Source organism: Ravibacter arvi (genome assembly GCF_039540405.1).
GTDB lineage: Bacteria > Bacteroidota > Bacteroidia > Cytophagales > Spirosomataceae > Ravibacter > Ravibacter arvi.
In genome coordinates, this window is sequence record NZ_BAABEY010000026.1 from 114,045 (window position 1) to 132,545 (window position 18,501).

Consider the following 18,501-nt stretch of genomic DNA (forward strand, 5'->3'; position numbering starts at 1 on the left):
TTTATCGGGTACAGCAACTGACTGCTATTGCGAAATGACCGGTTGGTATACTTCCATGATAACGCCCCTGTCGCGTACTACCAGCGTATCGGTAGCGGAATAGGTGTTTTTCCCGTCTGAAAACTCGTAGCTGATGTGGATCGCATCCCGTTTCTTATTCCCCCATTCATCGGCGTCGCTGATAAATTTTCCCGTTCCTTTGATTGGGTGAGGGAAATCTTTCCCGCCGCTAACGGTGCAGTTGTCGCCGGAGAAAGTAAGCAGGAGCTGAAGCGGGCCGGTTACCTTCTCCGAACGCAGCACGCCTGTGGCCGATACCTGGTTCTTTGCGGTGGTGGTCAGCTTCCATACTTCGTCTGACGTTACAAACGGCTGCCGGTACGTCGTTGTTTCGACCACCTGGCCCGTTGAATCTTTCAGCGTGCTTTTGCCCCTGTGGAAGTAATTGCCGTGATAAGGGTTTACATACCTGACCGCAAACATCGTGAAATCCTTGGGCGTAACCTGCCACTGCGAAGTGACCCTCGGATCGGGTTTGGGTAAAGTTGATTTACCCCTCAGAACGCTGTCGAGATTGGTTACCTGGTTGATCCGGATCGGGAGTACGTACGAGAGCCCGATGGCGAGCGTATCGTCGAAAAATGCGTCTTTCAATTGTACTTCTATACTTCCGCTGACTTTTCCGGCCGGGATAATAATCTGGTCGGGAGAGCTCAGGGTGTAATACTCCTGCGGAAGCGCACGTATCGGTGTCTGCGTGGCGGAAAACGCGGCGTTTTCGCAGAGGCTGTTGTCTACCCGGATCTGGAAGATGCGGTCGGAGGTATTGTCGTACACGCCTCCCATGGTGGTGGAAATCAGGAATTTGTGTTCGTTGTCATTCGTGTTGTCATAAATATCCTTTCCCAGCACCAGCGTCCGGATCGGGTACTGGTAGGGAAAGTAACCTGTAGTAAAATCGAAATCGGGGAAATCGACCTCCTGGTTTTTACAAGCCGCCAATGCCGTGAGCAGCATCAGTGCAAATGTTGTTTTCTTCATGGGTATAAAAAGGTTTGAGCCGCAGCGGCGGACCGCTGTAAGCTGTGAGCTATTTATTCATCAGCCGTTTGTATGCCGCTTGTAGCTAATACCTCAAAGCTCATGGCTATTTCATCTTAAATAGCTTATTAAAGACAATAGGTTGTACGGGCCGAGGTACCGGCCGACGCTATGATTACCAGCCTTTGTTTTGGATCAGGGCGCTGTATTTGACCACTTCCGTTTCCGGGAGCGGGCCGTAATGCATGTATTCGTTGGTGAACACGCGCGGCTCTACTTCCACGACGGTCATTGCCGAACCATTGATATTGATTCCTCTTGCAGGCTCCGTAAGGTTTTCCTTCCAGCGGCGGAGGTCCCAGAAACGGAAGCCCTCAAAGCACAGTTCCAGGCGTCTTTCGTTCCGGATTACCTTGCGCATGTCTTCTTTGGTAACCACTGAGGCGAGATAAGCGTCCGGCTGTGCGATGCCGGCCCGCTTGCGCAGCGCCTGGATGACATCGCGGGCTGAGAAACCTGCAGTTCCGGCACCATCAGGGCCCCAGGCTTCATTGGCGGCTTCGGCGTAAATGAGAAAGAGCTCAGTGTACCGCATGTGTACTTCATAGTGTTTCTGGGTGGTCGTCGAAACGGGGTTGAGGTTGACCTCTTCCACGAGCAGCTTTTTGAGGTAATAGCCCGTGCGGGTCGAGTTTTCGGTAGAATCCTTGGCGTTGACCCCGCCCCCCAGACCCGTAATGATCGGTTTTCCCGAGAAAGTGTTTCCGTTATAGGCAATGTAGAGCTTGAGACGCGGGTCGCGGTTGTCATACGGTGAAGATGCGCTGTAATTGCTTGCCGGGTTGCCGATCGGGTAACCGTTTGCCGCGGGGAATGCATCTACCAGGTTTTGGGTGGGATTGACATTCCCCCTTCCGAAAAGGGACGGCGGGAAATTGGCCATTTCACGGGTGTTGGAGTTGGTTACCGACCGCCGCCATAGGATTTCCTTTTGATCGATCGGCGAGCCGGCAGATACATTTACCGCATCTACCAATGGTTTCAGGTAAAAGCGGTGGCCGGCCGGGTCGATACCGGATATTCCGCCGATGCTGCTGAGCGACTCCCCGGCAAAACCCGCGGCCTTCTGCCACAGCGCGGTATTGCCGGTGTTGAAGGCCGGGCTGGCCTCGAGCAGAGCAACGCGGGCTCTTAAGGCTTTCGCCATTTTCGCATTGATCCGTTGGTTCAGCTCATTCCCGAAAATAATATTGTAGTTGACCACTGATACTTTTTCATACCCGGGCGGCAGCTGGCCGGCGTCTGTGATATTCCGGTAGTCGTTCATGGTCAGGTATTCCAGCGAATGGTCTATATCGCTGTAAATCTGGGCAACTGACTGTTCGAACGTAGCCCGGGGAATGTTGAAATCGGCGTTCACATCCAGGAAATGGTCGATGACCGGGATGCCGAGCATTTGCCCGCCGGCGCCGGGACCGGCCGTGGTAACCAGCAGGTGATACTGGAACAGGGCGCGCAGGGCATAGGCCTCTCCTTTGAAACGCTGCGTGTACATCCATTGCAGCTCCGGGATTGACTTTTTCCAGTTTACCTCATCCACAAGGCCGAGAAACTGGTTGATGCTCTGGATCGCAGCGATGCAGTTTTCCCACTGGCTGACCGGGTTATAGATGGCAGACCATTGTCCGGTTGCCATTCGTAGGTAGCCATTCAGCTTATCGTTGCTTACGGCGTCGTCGGTGGCTACTTCGTTGAAGCTAAGAGAGTTTGTAGGCAGCCTGGTGTAGGCGGCCATGAGTACGCCCTCTGCGTAGGAGGGGTTTTCATAAACCCGGTCGATGGTCGCGTGATTGTCGTCGACCGGCTCCAGTACCCCGCACGCTGACATACAAACGGTAAGCGCGAAAGGCAGGCCGTAGTTTTTTATTGATTGTAACCTATTTCTTTTCATCTGTATAAGAGTTATGAGCTTTGAGCGGTGAGGTGTGAGCGATGTGGTATGAGCCGCGCTGTAGTTATGAGGTGTGAGCGATGTGGTATGAGCCGCTCAAACCTCATCGCTCATGGCTATTTCTTAGGATTAGAACCATGCATTTAACCCGATAGAAAATGACCTGAACTGGGGTTCAAATCCTATGTTCCGCTCCAGGATCCGCCGATTTTTGGACAGGGTCGCCAGGTTGGAGGCGTCTGCAAAAACGGACAACTGTTTTACAGTGAGCTTGTTCGACAAGTTGACCGGGATGTCACAGGTAAGCTGGATTCTGTCGAGTGTAAAATAATTGTCTGAATATTGCCAGAAGGTGGAGTTCCGGTAGTTATTGGTATTGGCGATGGAGCTCAGACGCGGGTAGGTAGCGGTAGCTTTTGTTGCTTCGGTCCACCTGTTGAGCACGTAGGAAGAATACTTGTCGTCGCCATCGGCCCAGTAATAATCACTGCTAAGCATTCCCTGAGCCCCGGTTCGCCCGTTACCCCGGGCAAAAAGCGTCAGGTTCTTATAAGACACCTTTAGATTGAGGCCATACGAAAAAGGCGACTGCCACCGACCTATGTATTTCTCATCGTTGGCATCGATTACCCCGTCGTTGTTCTGGTCCACGTATTTGATATCACCCGGTTTTACCCTTCCGAAGGCCTGTATGGCATGATTCTCAATATCTGCCTGGCTGGAGAAAAAGCCGTCTGCGACAAGGCCGTACCGCGCCTCTACCGGCTTGCCCGTACGGTACCGGTAGCTGTTCACATATAGTTCGTCTCTCTTTTTTACCTTGGATGTAGAATAAAGCGCGTTGGCGCCGAAGGTGATATGGAAGTCACCGAAACGTCGCTGGTAGGAAAGTCCCAGCTCCGCTCCTTTGTAGGCATTTTTGCCGAAATTGCGGAAAGGGATATAGTTGGTAAAATAAGTGGGATAGATCGATTGCGGCCGTGTGATCAGGTCGGAATAGGTGCTGGCAAACAGGTTGGCCTCCACCGAGAGCTGGCGATCGAAAAGTACGGCTTCAATCCCGAAGTTCACCTCCCTTCTTTTTTCGAATGAGAGCAGGGGGTTCCCGCTGTTGATCGGTATGGTTTCCGACCTTGTCCTCGTGCCTTCGTACCAGGAATAGGAAGCAGAGGTTGTATAGCGGTCGTCATAGTAGTAAAAGCCGCTGATTCCCGCATCGGAATTCATTTCACCGGCAGAAAGGCGCAGTTTAAGAAAATTCACGGCCGACGCAGAAGCCATAAAGTCCTCATTGCTCACCACCCAGGCCAGGCCGAGTGACGGAGAGAAAGCTGTCCGGTTCCCTGCGGCTAGTTTTACGGAATTTACGTAAGCGCTGCTGAAATCGACCAGGTATTTATTGAGGTAGCCGTATGTAAGCCTGAGGCCGAGGTTTGCGTTCTTATTGCCCTGGAAGCTGTCCTGCGCTTTATCGTGAGCCAGGAAACCGAGCACGGATCCCGTTACGGTATGTACTTCATTGAAGGTCCGGTTGTAGTCAAGCAGGCCGTAAAAACCGATCCTTCTCCGGTAGGAGGCATTCCCGACATTCTGGGTACCGGAACGCACATCCTCCCCGAATTGTTTCAGGTTGACAATGCGATCCTGTGTTTCGTCCCATACGGGTTCATAGACCGAGTACTTATTCTCGATGAACTGGTCATAGCGGGTGAAGTAGTCGAAACTGAAATTGGTATGGAACGCCAGGCCCTGAACCGCTCTGCCGAGGTCGAAATCGATCCGGTTATTGAAAGAGAAAGTACGCTGGATGTTTTCGTTCGCTCCTCCCGACCAGGCAGTTGCCAAAGGATTGGCCGGGTAGTTGGTAGTGCCACCCAGCAGGTACATCCCGTCGATATCATTCTTCCGCTGCTTTAATACTGCGTTTTCAGGATCCATCATGGAAATGGGCAGCAGGGGAGAGAAGAGGTTGGGGCGCAAAACGGCCGCATCCTGCCAGTAGTTGCTGCGGGGGCCGTTGCTGTTGTTCAGCACGACTACGGCATCCAGTGCGCTTTTGATCCAGGAATTGATCTTCAGGTCGACATTTCCCCTGATATTGAAGACATTGGATTTAGCCCCCTTTCCTTCACCGAAATTGTAAAGGCTTCCGGTCTGGGACCATCCTATGTTGGAGTAGTAGGTAGCGACGCTGTTTCCTCCGGAAAAGTCAACGGTAGCCCTGGAAAAAGGTCGCAGCGATTTCAGGTATTCGCCCGAATAGTAATCAACGCTCGGGTAACGGTAGGGGTTGCCGCTGCGGTATTTTTCGATCAGGTCGGGGGAATACTGTGTACCGAGACCGTCGTTGAGCCGAGCCTCGTTGTAAAGCTGCATATAGTCGGCGGAAGAAAGGTATTCAGGCAACTCGGAAGGCCTGGAAATACCGTAGAATGCCTGCGCATTGATCTGTCTTTTATAGGCTTCACCCCGTTTTGTTGTGACAAGGACCACCCCGTTTACAGCGTCGTTGCCGTACAATATGGCGGAGTTGATGTCTTTTAACACCGAAATCTGCTCTACTTCGGCAAGATTAAGCGTGCTGATGTCGCGCGGAAGGCCGTCGACAATGAACAGTGCGTCGCCTATCCCGCGGATATTGGCGCTACCCAGCACGCCGGGCAGCATCCCGGTAAGTGCCGAAGCAAGGTTTTGGGTGTTGTCGTACCTGCGGAGCTGAGAAGGGTTCAGCACGCTGACCGCATTGACCACTTCCGCTTTTTTAGCCGTACCGAAAGCGAGCCTGACCTTATCTTTCTCACCCGAAAGAAAGGACGCTTTTTTCAGGATTAACGTTTGTCCCATGCTGTAATCCGCGGGTTCGAACACGCCGGCTTCGTAGCCGGGGGCTTCTACCAGGAGGTTTCCCGTAACGGCGGCCTTGAAGTAAAATTCTCCGTTAGCGCCGGTTTTGACCACGTCTACCCCTTCGTTCGCGTAAATCATCGCTCCTTCGACGGGTTTGCCGTTTTCACCGTGTACCACTGCCTGCAGCCGGGGCGTCGGTTGCGCCGGCGATAGCAAAGGCCAAAGCAACAGCATACAACCAGCAAGGGCTGCTATATATCGGTGTATTTTCATTTGTATAAAAAGGTTTGAGCGGTGAACAGTGAGGGGTGAGCTATTTATTCATCAGCCGTTTGTGTGCCGCTTGTAGCTAATACCTCAAAGCTCATGGCTATTTCATGTGTTATTCAAAACTTACCACCCCGGGTTCTGTGAAAAACCTTCATAGAGCCTGGTATCCGAAGGCTGGAAAGGAAGCCAGTTGTGGCGTTTCTCGAAAACCCGCTGGACGACCACTCTTTCGCGGAGGTTGATAGGCTTGCCGTCGCTGCCCCTATCGAAATCAATGGCCGTTTTTTCGATATATTCAGGGTTTCCGGCGATGTTCCAGCGGCGGAGGTCGAAGAACCGGTGCCCTTCAAACGCAAACTCCACCGCCCGTTCCCGGATAATCTCTTTCATGAACACATCTTTGGAGGCTGTATACTTGGCGGTCAGGTTGGGCAGCTGCGCGCGGTTGCGAATAAGGTTGACGGCATCGGCCGCAGTGAGGGAGTTGCCGGCAGCGGTTGAGGTCGGTGATCCGTATCCGTGAAGTACCCCTTCCGCATAGATCAGGTACATGTCCGCCAGTCGTACAATGGGGTGATAGGACTGGAAATTGCTCCACCGGTTATCCCACGGGTTGTTGCCTTTCGGGGTCCATTTGCGGTAAAAGTAACCGGTGACGCTTCCGGCTACACCGGAACTGGCAGGGGTACCGTTGCGGTGTCTGCCCGAGTTGGACAATTGCGCAAACTCGTTGTCTTTGGCGGCGGCGGCCACCGCATTGTCGACCAGCCTTACGCCGTCATAAACAATATCCACATAAAACCTGGGTTCCCGGCCGGTCCAGGGGTTTTTGGGATCGTAACCCGACTCGGGGTCGTCTATGGGCAGGCCATTGGCCATTCCGTAGTTTTTGATAAAATTATGGGTAGGTACTTCGACACGGTTATTGCCGGCCCCGAACTGAACCGGGTTGCTGGTTCTGTTGGTTGTAAAACGGACAAAGCCGGGGATAATCACGGTGGGGTTCATAATAACCTCCGTTCCGCCGGAGCGTTCACGGTTACCGGGCGACCATACCCAGAAATTGTCTGTCCAGGTATCCCAGGTCTGAAGCTTGTAAGCGCCTGATTCGTTGCAGAGTTTGATTACTTCCGCCGCTACGTCCGCTGCCTGCTTGGCGAGCTCGGCATCGTAGGCGTTCGGCCCGCCTGACGACTCATTCATCATAGGGCTTGCCGCATATAGCAGGTTCCTGGCAAGCATGGAAAGGGCGTGGGCTTTGGTGATCCGCTGGGAATTATTTCCCAACGTAGCCTGGCCTACCTCGCTGTCATCCCACTTTACAGGCAGGAGCGCTGCGGCGGCGCGGAAGTCTTCGGCCGCCTTCAACGCCGTTTCGCGGTAGGTTAACCGCGGCAGCTTCAGCTCCTCAGACGATGACAGCACTTCGTTGATATAGGGCAGCCCGCCATACCAGCGCATTAGTTCAAAATGGAAGTAGGCCCTGAAAAACAAGCATTGCCCTTCAATCGCATTTTTTGCCTCAGGATTGGCGTTTGCCAGCACCCCTAGCTTGCTCAGCCCCAGGTTGGCCTTGCGGATGGCATACCACGCAAACGGCCATACCCGCATGCGGGTAAGATTGCCGCTGTAGTCCATCCGGGGGCTGGCTGCGTAAAGAAAGGTACCCTGGTTCCAGTAGTTGCCGTCATCCCAGGGAAGAGGCACGTTACAGAGCACTTCGTCTGAAGCACTGAAGTTGTAGTACTGGTTTCCCCCCAGCACCTTATGGATGTCTACGACACAATCGTACATTTCCTCGACGAATCCCTGGAAGCTTACAAAGCTGCCGAAAACATCGGTATCGGTAATGCTCGCTTCGGGCGCCCTGTCCAGGTAGTCTTCACAGCTGCCGAAAAGAAAGCCGGCTGTTATGACCGGCACAATCAGGCGCCATCTGTTTTTGCTGAATATATTTTTTATGATTCCCATACCTCAAAAAGTTAAATCGATGCCGATGTTGATCCGTTTTGGTGTGGGGTAGGCGCCGGCACTGGCATCTCCACCCGACATGGCTGCCTCCCGGTCATCGGGAAGCCTGGACCAGAACCAAAGATTGTTGCCATTTACAAATAAGCGGAGGTTAGACATGCCCAGGCGGCTTAATACCGGCTTCTGGAAAGTGTAGGCAACTTCGGCTGTTTTCAGGCGCAGGTAGGAGCCATCGTAAATGAAGTAGTCGCCGATAAACTGCCCCTGCGATTTCCAGCGCGGAATAAACGAGCTTGCGTTCTGGTTGTCTTTCGACCAGTGGTCCCTGGTATGCGCAAACAACGTATTCTGGTACATATAGAAATTGCTCAGGGGGATATTGCGTGATACGTTGTTGACGCCATAAAACTGGAGCGTGACGCTGAAGCCTTTGTAATCGCCGCCGATACTGGCATTGTAGCTGTTCATCGGGACTTCCGAATAGCCGAAAGGTACCGTATCTTCGTTGCCCGTAATTACCCCGTCGCCGTTGAAATCGGCGATATTGTAGTAACCGGGCAGCTTGGAAAGGTCATTGGTCTGCTGCTGTGTGCTGGCGAATACCTCGTCCCAGTTGTTGTAGAACCCGGTACGCACCTGTGACCGTACCTGCTCGATCTGGTAGCCTGCTTGCTTCAGGTAGGTCGCCTGGAGTACGGGGTCGTCACGGTTGATGATTTTGTTTTCGGTATGGGTCAGGGAGAACATGCTCCAGAGGTGAAGTCCGTTGGAGAAGCCTTTATTCAGCCTCAGCTCGACCTCATAGCCTTTTGACCTGACCTGCCCGAGGTTGGCCGCCGGCGGTGTGGCGCCGAAGTAGGATGAGATCGCGCGTGAAGTCCCGTTGATGATAATATCGGTTCTGTTTTCGGTGAAATAGTCGAAATTAATGGACACCAGGTCTTTAAAGAGCCCGATTTCAGCGCCGTAATTGGTTTTACGGGCCTTTTCCCACCTGATACTCGGATTGCCTACAATTTGTTCCTTATAAAAATTGTAGGGGCTCCTTTGGGTCGGGTCGGCGTTGAGCAGCGCGGAGTTGATGCCCTGGCCGCCGTATTGATATTGCGACTGGTAGGCCCAGCGGGCTCCGCCCGCGTCGTCACCCACTACTCCGGAGCTGTACCGGAATTTGAGCCGGTTTATCCATTCGACTTTGAAGAATTTTTCGTTGGAAGCGTACCAGCCGGCAGCGAAGGAAGGAAAGAAATCGAAACGGTAACCAGGGCCGAATTTTTCCGATCCGTTGTAGGCGCCATTGAATTCAAACAGATAACGGGTATCGTAGTCGTACGTGGTCCGGAACACCCAGTCTTCGCGATAGCTGGGGAACATGCTCCCGCGCGCGAACTGCTCTCTTTTGAAGAGCGCCATTGCGCCCAAATGGTGTATGCCGAAGTCGCGTGCATAATTGACCTGGTGCTGGTGCATGAGTCTTCTCAGGGTGGCGGCGGTATAGGTGGCCTCCGCATTGATGAACCAGGGGTTCACCACCCAGTCGAATGCATTGGCGGCGGTTACGGGTGTGGTTTCGGTATATTCGCCGGGATTCTGGTCGCCGCCCAGGTAGCGCGACGGGTACACGATTTTCCCGGGGAGGTTCCCTTCGGGCCGTGCATGGTTCTGATCGCCGATCCCGCCCCGGGTCTGCATGCCGTTGTCGTAGAACAGGGAGCCGGTGTAGCTCAGCCCCTTCGTAATAAAATCGAGTTTTTGCTCGAGCGCAAAATCGGCCCTGAGTTCCACGCTCCGCTGCTGCCACACACCTGTGTTGTAAATGAGAGCGACTGGGTTTTGCAGCGCCTCCGGAGGGAGTGCATAGCTCTGTCCCCAGCTTCCGTCGGGATATTGCGGTATGATGACATCGGGCGGGAAGCGATAAGCGGCCGCCCAGGCGAGCAGGTTGTTGCCGGAGCTTTCGTTATTGTAAGAGTAGTTCGTGCTTTTCTGGCTGAATAAACCGGATAAGTTGACCCGCAGGTTGGTGGTTTTGGTCAGTTTGAAGTCGAGGTTGCTCCTGAAGTTGAACCGGTTGAAGCCGTAGCTGGGGTCATAACCTTTGTGGTTGTCGTATTTGCGGAACATATCTCCTTCGTTGAGGTAGGAGAGGGATCCGAAATATTTGACGAAGCTGGTCCCGCCCGAAAGATTCAGGTTAGCGCGCTGGGACCAGGATACGTCCTTGAACATTGCCTTCTCCCAATCGACATTCGGGTAGAGGATCGCATTTATGTCCGATTGAGGCTTTTTATAGCGCAATGCCACTTCATAGGGGACATAATCGCCCCAGGAAACAGGGCTGAGCAGTCCTTCCCGCTCAATCATCTCATTCCTGAGCATAATGGCCTCGTACGAATCCAGTTTTTCCGGGAGACGTGATACCGATAACGCGGTAGCACTGTAGTTGAATGACAGTTGCGGCCTGGATTCGGATCCTCTTTTGGTGGTAATAAGAATAACTCCGTTTGCTCCCTTTACGCCGAAGACTGCTGTAGCGGAAGCGTCTTTCAGGACGGAGATCGTTTCCACCTCGCTGACGTCTATGTTGCTCATGTCGCGTTCGACACCGTCGATCAGGATAAGGGGTTGTCCGCCGTTCCAGGTATTGCGTCCGCGTATAAAGATGGAGGTAGCGGAGCCGCCGCCGTTGGTTAGCGTACCGCCGGGTTCTCCGCTGGAGGTGATGGTGGTAAGGCCGGGCAATTGCCCGGTGAGCGCCTGCCTGAGATCTGTTACGTTCCCGGCCCGCTTGAGGTCTTCCTGGCTGGCCTGTACGATCGACCCGACCACACTCTGCTTTTTCTGGGTCCCGAAACCTACTACCACAACCTCATCGAGTATTTTTTCATCGACTTTAAGGGAGATGCTCAGGGAGCTCCGGTTCCCGACGACAATTTCCTGCGAAAGGTAACCCACAAAGGAAAATACAAGAACGGCGTCCCTGTCGGGAACACTGACCACGAATTTCCCGGTGACGTCGGTCGTGGTTCCCTGCTGCGTACCCTTCACCAGCACGCTTACGCCGGGCAGGCCTTCGCCTTTGTCATCTGTTACCGTACCCTGGATCCGGATGTCGGTCGCTTCTTCAGCGGGAACAATCATCTCCGTTGAAACCTGCCCGGTTGCCGGTTCGTCGGCGGTCAGCACAACCTGGTTTCCAATAACCCTGTATTTTATATGCAGGGGCGTAAGGAGGTGATCAAGTACATCTAAAAGCTTGTCATTCCTGTAGTTTACCGTCGCCCGCAGTTCTTCTGAGATCAGCCTGGTCCGGTAGGTAAACCTGATATTTGCCTGCCTCTCGATGCGAACCAGTATCTCCGCTACTTTTCGGTTTTCCAGTTGAAGGTTTATCCTGCGGTTGAGCAGATCCTGGGCATCTGCTTCCTTCGCCAGAGCCATCCCGACAAAGGAAATTGCCATGAAAACCTGTATCAGCGATACTCTCATGAAGCTACATAAGATTTTTTGTAAATCTGGATCTTTTTTCATTGATTTGATCAGTTCTTGTTTTCAGCAAAAGCAATAACTATCCCTCTATCCGAATAACGGATATTCTTATACGTTTAAGGGTGGAGAGTAAGAAACCGGGATACGCTGCAACCGTTCCCGGTTTCGTTATAATTAAGTAGTTCGTTTAAATCATAGGCAGTTGTATTGGGTTTTACAATGTTCGGACAGGCGGCTGTTCGATCGGGGGTAGTGGCTGCTCAGCGGCATTTTCTGCCGCTGATGACTACCTGGGCATCTACAACTTTATAGGAAGCGTCGATCGCTTCGCAAAGCACGTCCAACTTTTCAAAAAGGCTTATGTCGCCGTCCAGCGTGCTCGTCAGACGACAATCGGAAAGTAACTCCTGATCAAACAATATTTCCGTGTCGTACACCTTCTCCAGCGCTTTAAAGATCTCAGTAACCGGTGCGTTCCGAAAAGCAAACTGCTGCATCTCTTCAATAGAAAGGACCGGAACCGGCTCGGGGACGAGTGTCCTGGTAAATTTCTCGATCCTTTTTGAATAGTCCACCTGCTGGTTGGCACGCAAAATAAGTCCCTGCGATTCGGGGTCTTCCTTCGGATTTTTAGGAAGGGTGAAAACGGATACTTTCCCGGTTCTTACCACTACGGTGACGTTATCGCTTCCTTTCCTGGCTTTGATGTTGAAGCTGGTGCCGAGTACCTTGGTAATCAGCCCGTTGGAGTACACCAGGAAGGGCTTTTCGGTATTCCTGGTTACCTCGAAAAAGGCTTCTCCCACAAGCTGTACGTTTCGCGTAGCGCCCAGAAAGGCCTTCTGGTTGTACCGGATCACGGCGTTCGGCTGCAAGGTGATGCGACTGCTGTCAGGCAAAATAATGACGCCGGGTACGCGGGTGGTGTTGATAAACTCCCTGAGTTCCGGCCCTGAAGCCAACTGAAGGCTGTCGGAAGTAAGAAAGGACAGGGCGGGATGAGAGCCGGTAGCGGGGCTGTGTTCCGAAGCTAAAAAAATGCAGCCCGCGCCGACTACCACGGCCGCGGCCGCAACTTTCGCCCAGGGGCGCTGCCACCATTTCAGGTATTTTTTCCCGGCAGCTATTGAGGCCTGGAGGTTTGTCCAGATTTCTTCTGCATCTCCCTGGGGAACAGCCGACCGGGACGCCACAGCAAGATTTTGTACGGTCTGTACGGCGCGACGGACTACAGGGCGCTGGTAGGGGAAAGTCTCCTGGAAATCGTTCCAGAACTGATCACTCTCCGGACCCGGAGACTGTACCCATCCGACAAAGTATTCGTCCTGCGCAAAATCTTCAGCACTATAGGCAGCGTATTTTTCAAACATTTGTTTCCAGGGTAACTTCTAACCTCTAAATGGAAGGCACCCGGCCGTGTACTCACCCGTTAAAAAAAAAATTATTTTTTTTACCCGAAAATTTTAATCAGGGAAAGGATAAGGCCGCTCGCTATTTCGAAATGATCTCTCAAATGCAGGATGGCACGGTGCAGAAGGTTGCGAACGGACTGGTTGTTCATCCGCATGACCGATGAAATTTCTTCGAGGCTGAAAGAATGGAAGTAGCGGAGCTGGATGGCCTCCTGCTGGCGTTTCGGAAGGCGGTCGATGGCCTGCCGGAGCCGTGACAGCTGACCGGAGCGGGTTTCCTGCTCAATGAGCTGCTGCTCCCGCGAAGTTTCCGCCAAAAGTTCGTCAATCCTGAAATCAGGATCGAATGGCGACGGGTCTGCAGGCGTCTGGACATTGTGGATAATCTTGTTCCGCAAAGAACGGAACAGGTAATATTTTATGGAATCCGTCTCCGACAGCTTTTCGCGGTGCAGCCAGATGTGGAGAAACAGGTCGTGGATACTGTCCTTGATCACCTGCCGGTTCGACGTGATGCGGTAGCCGTAGCTCAGCAGTTCGGTTATATGCATCCTGTAGATGAGTCCCAATGCCTGGCTATCCCCTTCGCGGAACCGGTTCCATAAATGAAAATCTGACGATGGAAAGTCCATAGTGTGAAAACAATTCAGGTCCAAACTTAATAAATCCGGCGATTCGGGTAGTACTGTTCTACATTAAGCAATCATTACCATAAGTTTGACGGCCTGCATTTTTACCCGGAAACACCCTGTTTATTTATATGAGCCTTCATCACCTATCCTCAGGGGCGCCATAGGTAGCCCGGCCTGGTTAAATACACATACCGACGGGTTGTCGCCCCAGGCGTATCTCAGCACTTGCGGCCGGCGGACCGATGGCGAAAAAACATAAACTTTATTTTCCTTCACTATAGCTTCCGCGGCAAAGAACCGGCCCGCCTGACCGGATAGCTCGAAGCAACAGTTCCCGACGGCATGCTTCCGCAAAACCACTGGGCCGGATGATTTTTCGAACTCTATGATGACGGTATCACCCGTTATGCGATGCGATTGGTAAACCGGACCGTCGGCAGCGATATCCTTCCCGTAGACTTTTTTAAGGGCTTGCAGCGCCAGCCGGTTACCATAATCCTGCTTGTTTTTGGGGTGCACGTCATATGGATCACCGATGTCGGCTGAGACCACCATCCCGGTGCCGTCCAGCGCCAGGGCCTTTGCCTGGGCTTCCCTCAGATAGCTTTTGGAAAAGGTTCTCTTACCGAATTCGTGGGTATAATAGGCGTTCGAACCCTGCACAAAAAAGAAAGGGAGGCGGTCGTCTCTCCAGAGCTTCCGCCAGTCACCTATCAACCGGGTGAAAAGCCGCGCATACAAGGCCGGCCTGGCAGCATCTGCTTCGCCCTGGTTCCAGATAACGCCTTTGATCGCGTAGGGAACAACGGGATTGACCATGCCGTTAAACAGGAACGAAGGCTGGTTGACGTAAGACGGTTGTGGGGCGGGGATAGGTTCCAGGCCCTCCAATACCTCCCAATTGCCCGCGAGAGGAAGTCCGAACTCCGCCACCTCGGCCCTGAGCGTGAAGGCTTCGGGTTTGCCCTGTACCTGGCCGGTCTCCCATTGATTGGACAGCCGGATGACGATCCGGTTTCGGCCCGGTTTTACAAGGGAAGCCGGAACTTTTATTTTTACAGGCGCCGGGTATTGAAAGTAACCCAGTTCCGTGCCGTTCCAGTAGACATTGCTTTGCCTGTTCAGGAATCCCAGGCTGAGTTCCAGCCCGGTGCCGGATATGTCTTCCGGGATCGTGATATCTTTTTTAAGCCAGGTTACGGCCCCGAACTTTTTGCCTTCGGCCGGGATTTCCGTCGTCTGCCAATCCAGGCGGCCGCTAGCGTCGTGCAAGACTGTACTGAGGGCTTCCGGACTGGCGTAGCTCATCCTGATTCGTCTTTCGCGGTGGTTGCTGATGCTCTCGCGGACCATTTCCTTCCAAACCGGCGCCGTGTAATTTCCTGCGAAAGGCTTCAGGTGCAATGAATCGCTGAAATCATCGAGAGATTCCGGGTTGGACCATGCCAGGATAGAGGTACCGCCCCAGGCACTGTGTATGATACCGATAGGTATGTTCAGTTCCCGGTTCAGCTTTTTGGCAAAGAACCAGGCAGAGGCGGAAAAGCCAGCCAGCGACTGCGCGCCGGCTACCTGCCACTTGTCGTCCGCGGCCAGGTCCGGCAGCGGGGCCGGTGACGGGAACAACGAAACGTTAAAGAGCCTGACCCGGGGAAAATGGGTATCTTTCAACTCCTTTTCTGCATCCCGGATGGCGGAGTGGGGGATCCATTCCCATCCTGCCACCGCATGTTCCATATTGGATTGTCCGGATGCAAACCACACATCCCCGATCAGCACATTGCTGAACTCCACCTTTTTTTGCGGCCCCTGGACCCGCAAGGTATAGGGGCCGCCGGCCGGAAAGGCGGGCAGATTGCCCTGCCAACGACCGTCGCTCCCTACTTTGCATCGAAAAGAATGCCCGCCAAGTTGTACGGCGACTTCATCGTCCGGCGTACCCGTACCCCATACCGGTACAGGTTTGTCGCGCTGGAGTACCATGTAGTCGGAGAAGATCCGGGCCACGCTCAGTTCCTTCGCGCCAGCAACGGGAAATAGGGTGGTGAACGTAACCGGCCCGAACAGCCCGGAAGGAATCAGCGGGACATCTCTCCAGGGAATCCTGACCTGGTTGATGCCTTTGACGAAAGTACCGGGGACATGGGTACGTGTGACCTTCTGCCCGGTAATGGCGTCGCCGGTAATGCGGTTGGACCAGGTGTTGGCTACCTCCACTACAAGTTTATTCATACCGGCCAACAGGAGTCCCGTAACTTCAAAACGGAAGGGTTTGGCCCATGTAATTCCGAGGGACCGGCCGTTCAGCCAGACTTCCGCTACATGGGAGAGGTCGCCCAGGTCCAGGTAAACCCGCCCGCCCGGCTGGCCGCCCGTGTGCCGGGTGTGAACAAACTGCTTCTCATAGCGCGCGGTGCCGGAATAATACCTGATACCGTCGGTTTCAGACAGCGTCCAGGATGACAGTGCGGGGAAAATTGCCTTTTCAGGGGCGCCCCGGGTTTTGTCGAAAAATACCTCCCAGGCGCCTTCAAGCGTTCTTACGTGCAGCCGGTTGGGGAATTTCCGGCCTTTGCTGCCGTGGTGCAATTCAAACATCCCGTCTTCCCAGATTTCCATGCCGTACTCCCCGTAGCGGATTTTGGGCGGATCGATTTTCCCGGAGTTGATTTTCGTATAGCTTTCACCTGTACTGCCGGGCTGGAAAACCACGAATGTGCTTTCGTATGGCGCCAGTGCCAGGGGAAGGGTGATACCGCCGGTACCCTGCTCAAAAATGGTTATTGCGGCGATCTCTCCCGTTACCGGGTCCCAGACTTCGGGTGTTTTTTTAAATTGCCTGAAGGTCAGGTTCCGCGATACCCAATCGCCGGTGGTATTGACCACAAAATAAAAATCCAATCCGTCTTTCCGATAGTGCGTGTAGTCCAGGGTAAACAGGTCTTTGTCGTCGTAATCGAAGTCAGGCGGTACGTTCATGGCTTTCAACAGCTGGCCGGCCGTTGCTTTTTCATGCTTTAACCCCGAGATGACGGCCCCTTTTTTTGACAGGTCATTTAACTTTGCCCGTACCTGGTCCGGGATTTCCTGCTCTTTGGTCAATGCCAGCAGCCTGAAGGTACCGCCGTTTCCGGGATTGACCAGCCGCCCGTTTTTCACCTCAAGATTCAGCAGGATTTCCGTGTTGATCAGCTCATAGTCATACCCGGCGCCCGGGGAAAACCGGCCGTGTTTGTGACCGCCATAGTTAGGAATGGTATCGCCGTAGTAGTACAGCACATCCGCTTCGAAATCAGCTTCCTGCAGCAGGTATGAAATCCTGGCCAGGTATTGGTTGAATGGTTTTATTTTTTTCCACCAAACCTGCTTGTCGTTATAGTGGGTACCGGCATGGTATACAATTCCGGGGTGTCCGGTTCCCGCCGGGTTATGGGTGGAACCATGCACGACTACGCGGTTCATTCCTTCGGCAAATGCCCGGTCACCGGCGGGCTTCATTTCAAAGGGGCCTTCCTGCCAGTGCTGAAACGAGGTGAAGGCTTCCATTTCAACAATCCGTGACCCGTAAATATGGGCCGCCGACGACACTTCTTTTACTACCCTCAGGATGTCGATGCCGTCGGCGTTGAATTGCTCATGGTTGATCCAGAATTCGCCCCTGGGAATGTCCAGCCCTTTGCCCAGCGCCTTTAGCGGTTCTACCGGCACCCGGTGCAGGGGCAACCCGGGGCCACCCGCCTCGCTGTTGTTTTTCAAGCCGTGGGCATTGCAAATTTCCTTTGACTTCATGTAGAAGTTGCGGATCATCAGCTCCGAAAGCGTGTGCTGAAAGTCGGCTTTGAACCGGGCGGTTATGGCAGGCGGAAAGAAGGTTTCATCAAACAGGGCAGGCAGGAGTTTTTTTATTCCGTAGCCGTTGACCTGCCTGAATTCGGCTGCCAGGGTAGGGGTCCAGGTAAAACCGCGCGCTTCGTAGCTGGCCATGTAGAGACTTTTGAGCGCCGTTTTCCGGAGGTCCCCCAGTACCGATTCCAGCCGGTTGATGATATAATTGAAGTGGAAAGCCGTCGCTTCGGCGTCAAAGTGGTCGATGATCGGTCCCGCCGAATGCCGGCTGGGCAGTACCAGGTTTTCACCGGAATTGGCACATACATATCGGACTATTTTCCAATCTCCGGGCGGAAAATTCCAGTCAAGCGTTTCGGTTCCGGGGTCAAAATGCCCGGAGACATCGTGAAGGACGCTTGTATCTGCGTGCACTTTCCCCGCCGGGATGGCCAGCACCGCTATTTCCTCCGAGTAAGCCGGCTTCCCGTTGTTACCCCATTCAATCATCCGTTTTCTACCCCCGGGATCCCGTTCCGGAATTTCAGGGAAAGGAATTTTCAGCTTAAGCCGACCGCCTCCTGCGGTGGTCACGGCCGATTGATAAATCGATTTTGCAGCGTGCCGGGCGGGGATCCACTTACCGCCTGCATTCCAGCTGCTGGCCGTATTGAGCCCGACTTCCATCCCGAATTTCCCCGCCTCGTCTACCGCCAGCCTGATTGTTCTGAACGATTCATCTCCCAGGAACTCCGGCCCGGTGCCTACCAGCACCGTGTCCCTGGAGCCGATTTCGAAAATGGTGAAACCGGCCACTCCTGCATCACTGAAGGCCCGGATCTCTTCTTTCAGCCTGATCGTATCGACGTGGCCTCCGAGCCACCAGTGATATACCAGCGGATGTGCCCGAGCAGGCGGGTTCCGGAAACCAGTAGAGAATTTGCGGTAAAGGTCGGCCTGCTGGGCTTCCGAGGTAGCACAAAACAGGCAGGCTGCGATCAGACAGAGGGCTTCAAGGCGGGTCATCCATACGGAAAAAGGGAAAGGTTTCATGGCGGGTGAA

At 53.6% G+C, this 18,501-nt stretch carries 8 protein-coding genes; all 8 read right to left on the bottom strand.

Annotation, left to right across the window (positions count from 1 at the left end):
• Positions 1-24 precede the first annotated feature (24 nt).
• Positions 25-1,041 carry a DUF5627 domain-containing protein gene (locus tag ABD852_RS15045; RefSeq protein WP_345030337.1) on the bottom strand — a complete coding sequence of 339 codons (1,017 nt, stop codon included), beginning with the start codon at positions 1,039-1,041 and terminating at the stop codon, positions 25-27.
• A 175-nt stretch (positions 1,042-1,216) separates the two neighbouring features.
• Complete coding sequence (locus ABD852_RS15050; RefSeq protein ID WP_345030338.1) at positions 1,217-2,992, bottom strand: RagB/SusD family nutrient uptake outer membrane protein; 1,776 nt, start codon at positions 2,990-2,992, stop codon at positions 1,217-1,219.
• Positions 2,993-3,121: 129 nt separating this feature from the next.
• The gene (locus ABD852_RS15055) at positions 3,122-6,112 is read right to left on the bottom strand and encodes a SusC/RagA family TonB-linked outer membrane protein (protein ID WP_345030340.1); all 2,991 of its coding nucleotides are present in this window, start codon (positions 6,110-6,112) and stop codon (positions 3,122-3,124) included.
• Positions 6,113-6,232: 120 nt separating this feature from the next.
• Positions 6,233-8,080, bottom strand: a complete 1,848-nt coding sequence (locus tag ABD852_RS15060; RefSeq protein ID WP_345030342.1) for a RagB/SusD family nutrient uptake outer membrane protein — start codon at positions 8,078-8,080, stop codon at positions 6,233-6,235.
• Positions 8,081-8,083: 3 nt separating this feature from the next.
• Positions 8,084-11,569 carry a SusC/RagA family TonB-linked outer membrane protein gene (locus tag ABD852_RS15065; RefSeq protein WP_345030345.1) on the bottom strand — a complete coding sequence of 1,162 codons (3,486 nt, stop codon included), beginning with the start codon at positions 11,567-11,569 and terminating at the stop codon, positions 8,084-8,086.
• Positions 11,570-11,829: 260 nt separating this feature from the next.
• Complete coding sequence (locus ABD852_RS15070) at positions 11,830-12,939, bottom strand: FecR family protein (protein WP_345030346.1); 1,110 nt, start codon at positions 12,937-12,939, stop codon at positions 11,830-11,832.
• 80 nt (positions 12,940-13,019) lie between these two features.
• Positions 13,020-13,613, bottom strand: coding sequence for an RNA polymerase sigma factor (locus tag ABD852_RS15075; protein WP_345030348.1), 594 nt, complete (start codon positions 13,611-13,613; stop codon positions 13,020-13,022).
• Between the two features lie 120 nt (positions 13,614-13,733).
• Entirely contained in the window at positions 13,734-18,491 is a 4,758-nt protein-coding gene (locus tag ABD852_RS15080; RefSeq protein WP_345030351.1) for a glycosyl hydrolase, read from the bottom strand.
• Positions 18,492-18,501 lie beyond the last annotated feature (10 nt).

Bases quoted from the DNA above. Each gene is read 5' to 3' on its own strand.
- ABD852_RS15080 (WP_345030351.1), bottom strand. From the start codon at position 18,491: ATGAAACCTTTCCCTTTTTCCGTATGGATGACCCGCCTTGAAGCCCTC.
- ABD852_RS15060 (WP_345030342.1), bottom strand. From the start codon at position 8,080: ATGGGAATCATAAAAAATATATTCAGCAAAAACAGATGGCGCCTGATT.
- ABD852_RS15075 (WP_345030348.1), bottom strand. From the start codon at position 13,613: ATGGACTTTCCATCGTCAGATTTTCATTTATGGAACCGGTTCCGCGAA.
- ABD852_RS15045 (WP_345030337.1), bottom strand. From the start codon at position 1,041: ATGAAGAAAACAACATTTGCACTGATGCTGCTCACGGCATTGGCGGCT.
- ABD852_RS15050 (WP_345030338.1), bottom strand. From the start codon at position 2,992: ATGAAAAGAAATAGGTTACAATCAATAAAAAACTACGGCCTGCCTTTC.
- ABD852_RS15070 (WP_345030346.1), bottom strand. From the start codon at position 12,939: ATGTTTGAAAAATACGCTGCCTATAGTGCTGAAGATTTTGCGCAGGAC.
- ABD852_RS15065 (WP_345030345.1), bottom strand. From the start codon at position 11,569: ATGAGAGTATCGCTGATACAGGTTTTCATGGCAATTTCCTTTGTCGGG.
- ABD852_RS15055 (WP_345030340.1), bottom strand. From the start codon at position 6,112: ATGAAAATACACCGATATATAGCAGCCCTTGCTGGTTGTATGCTGTTG.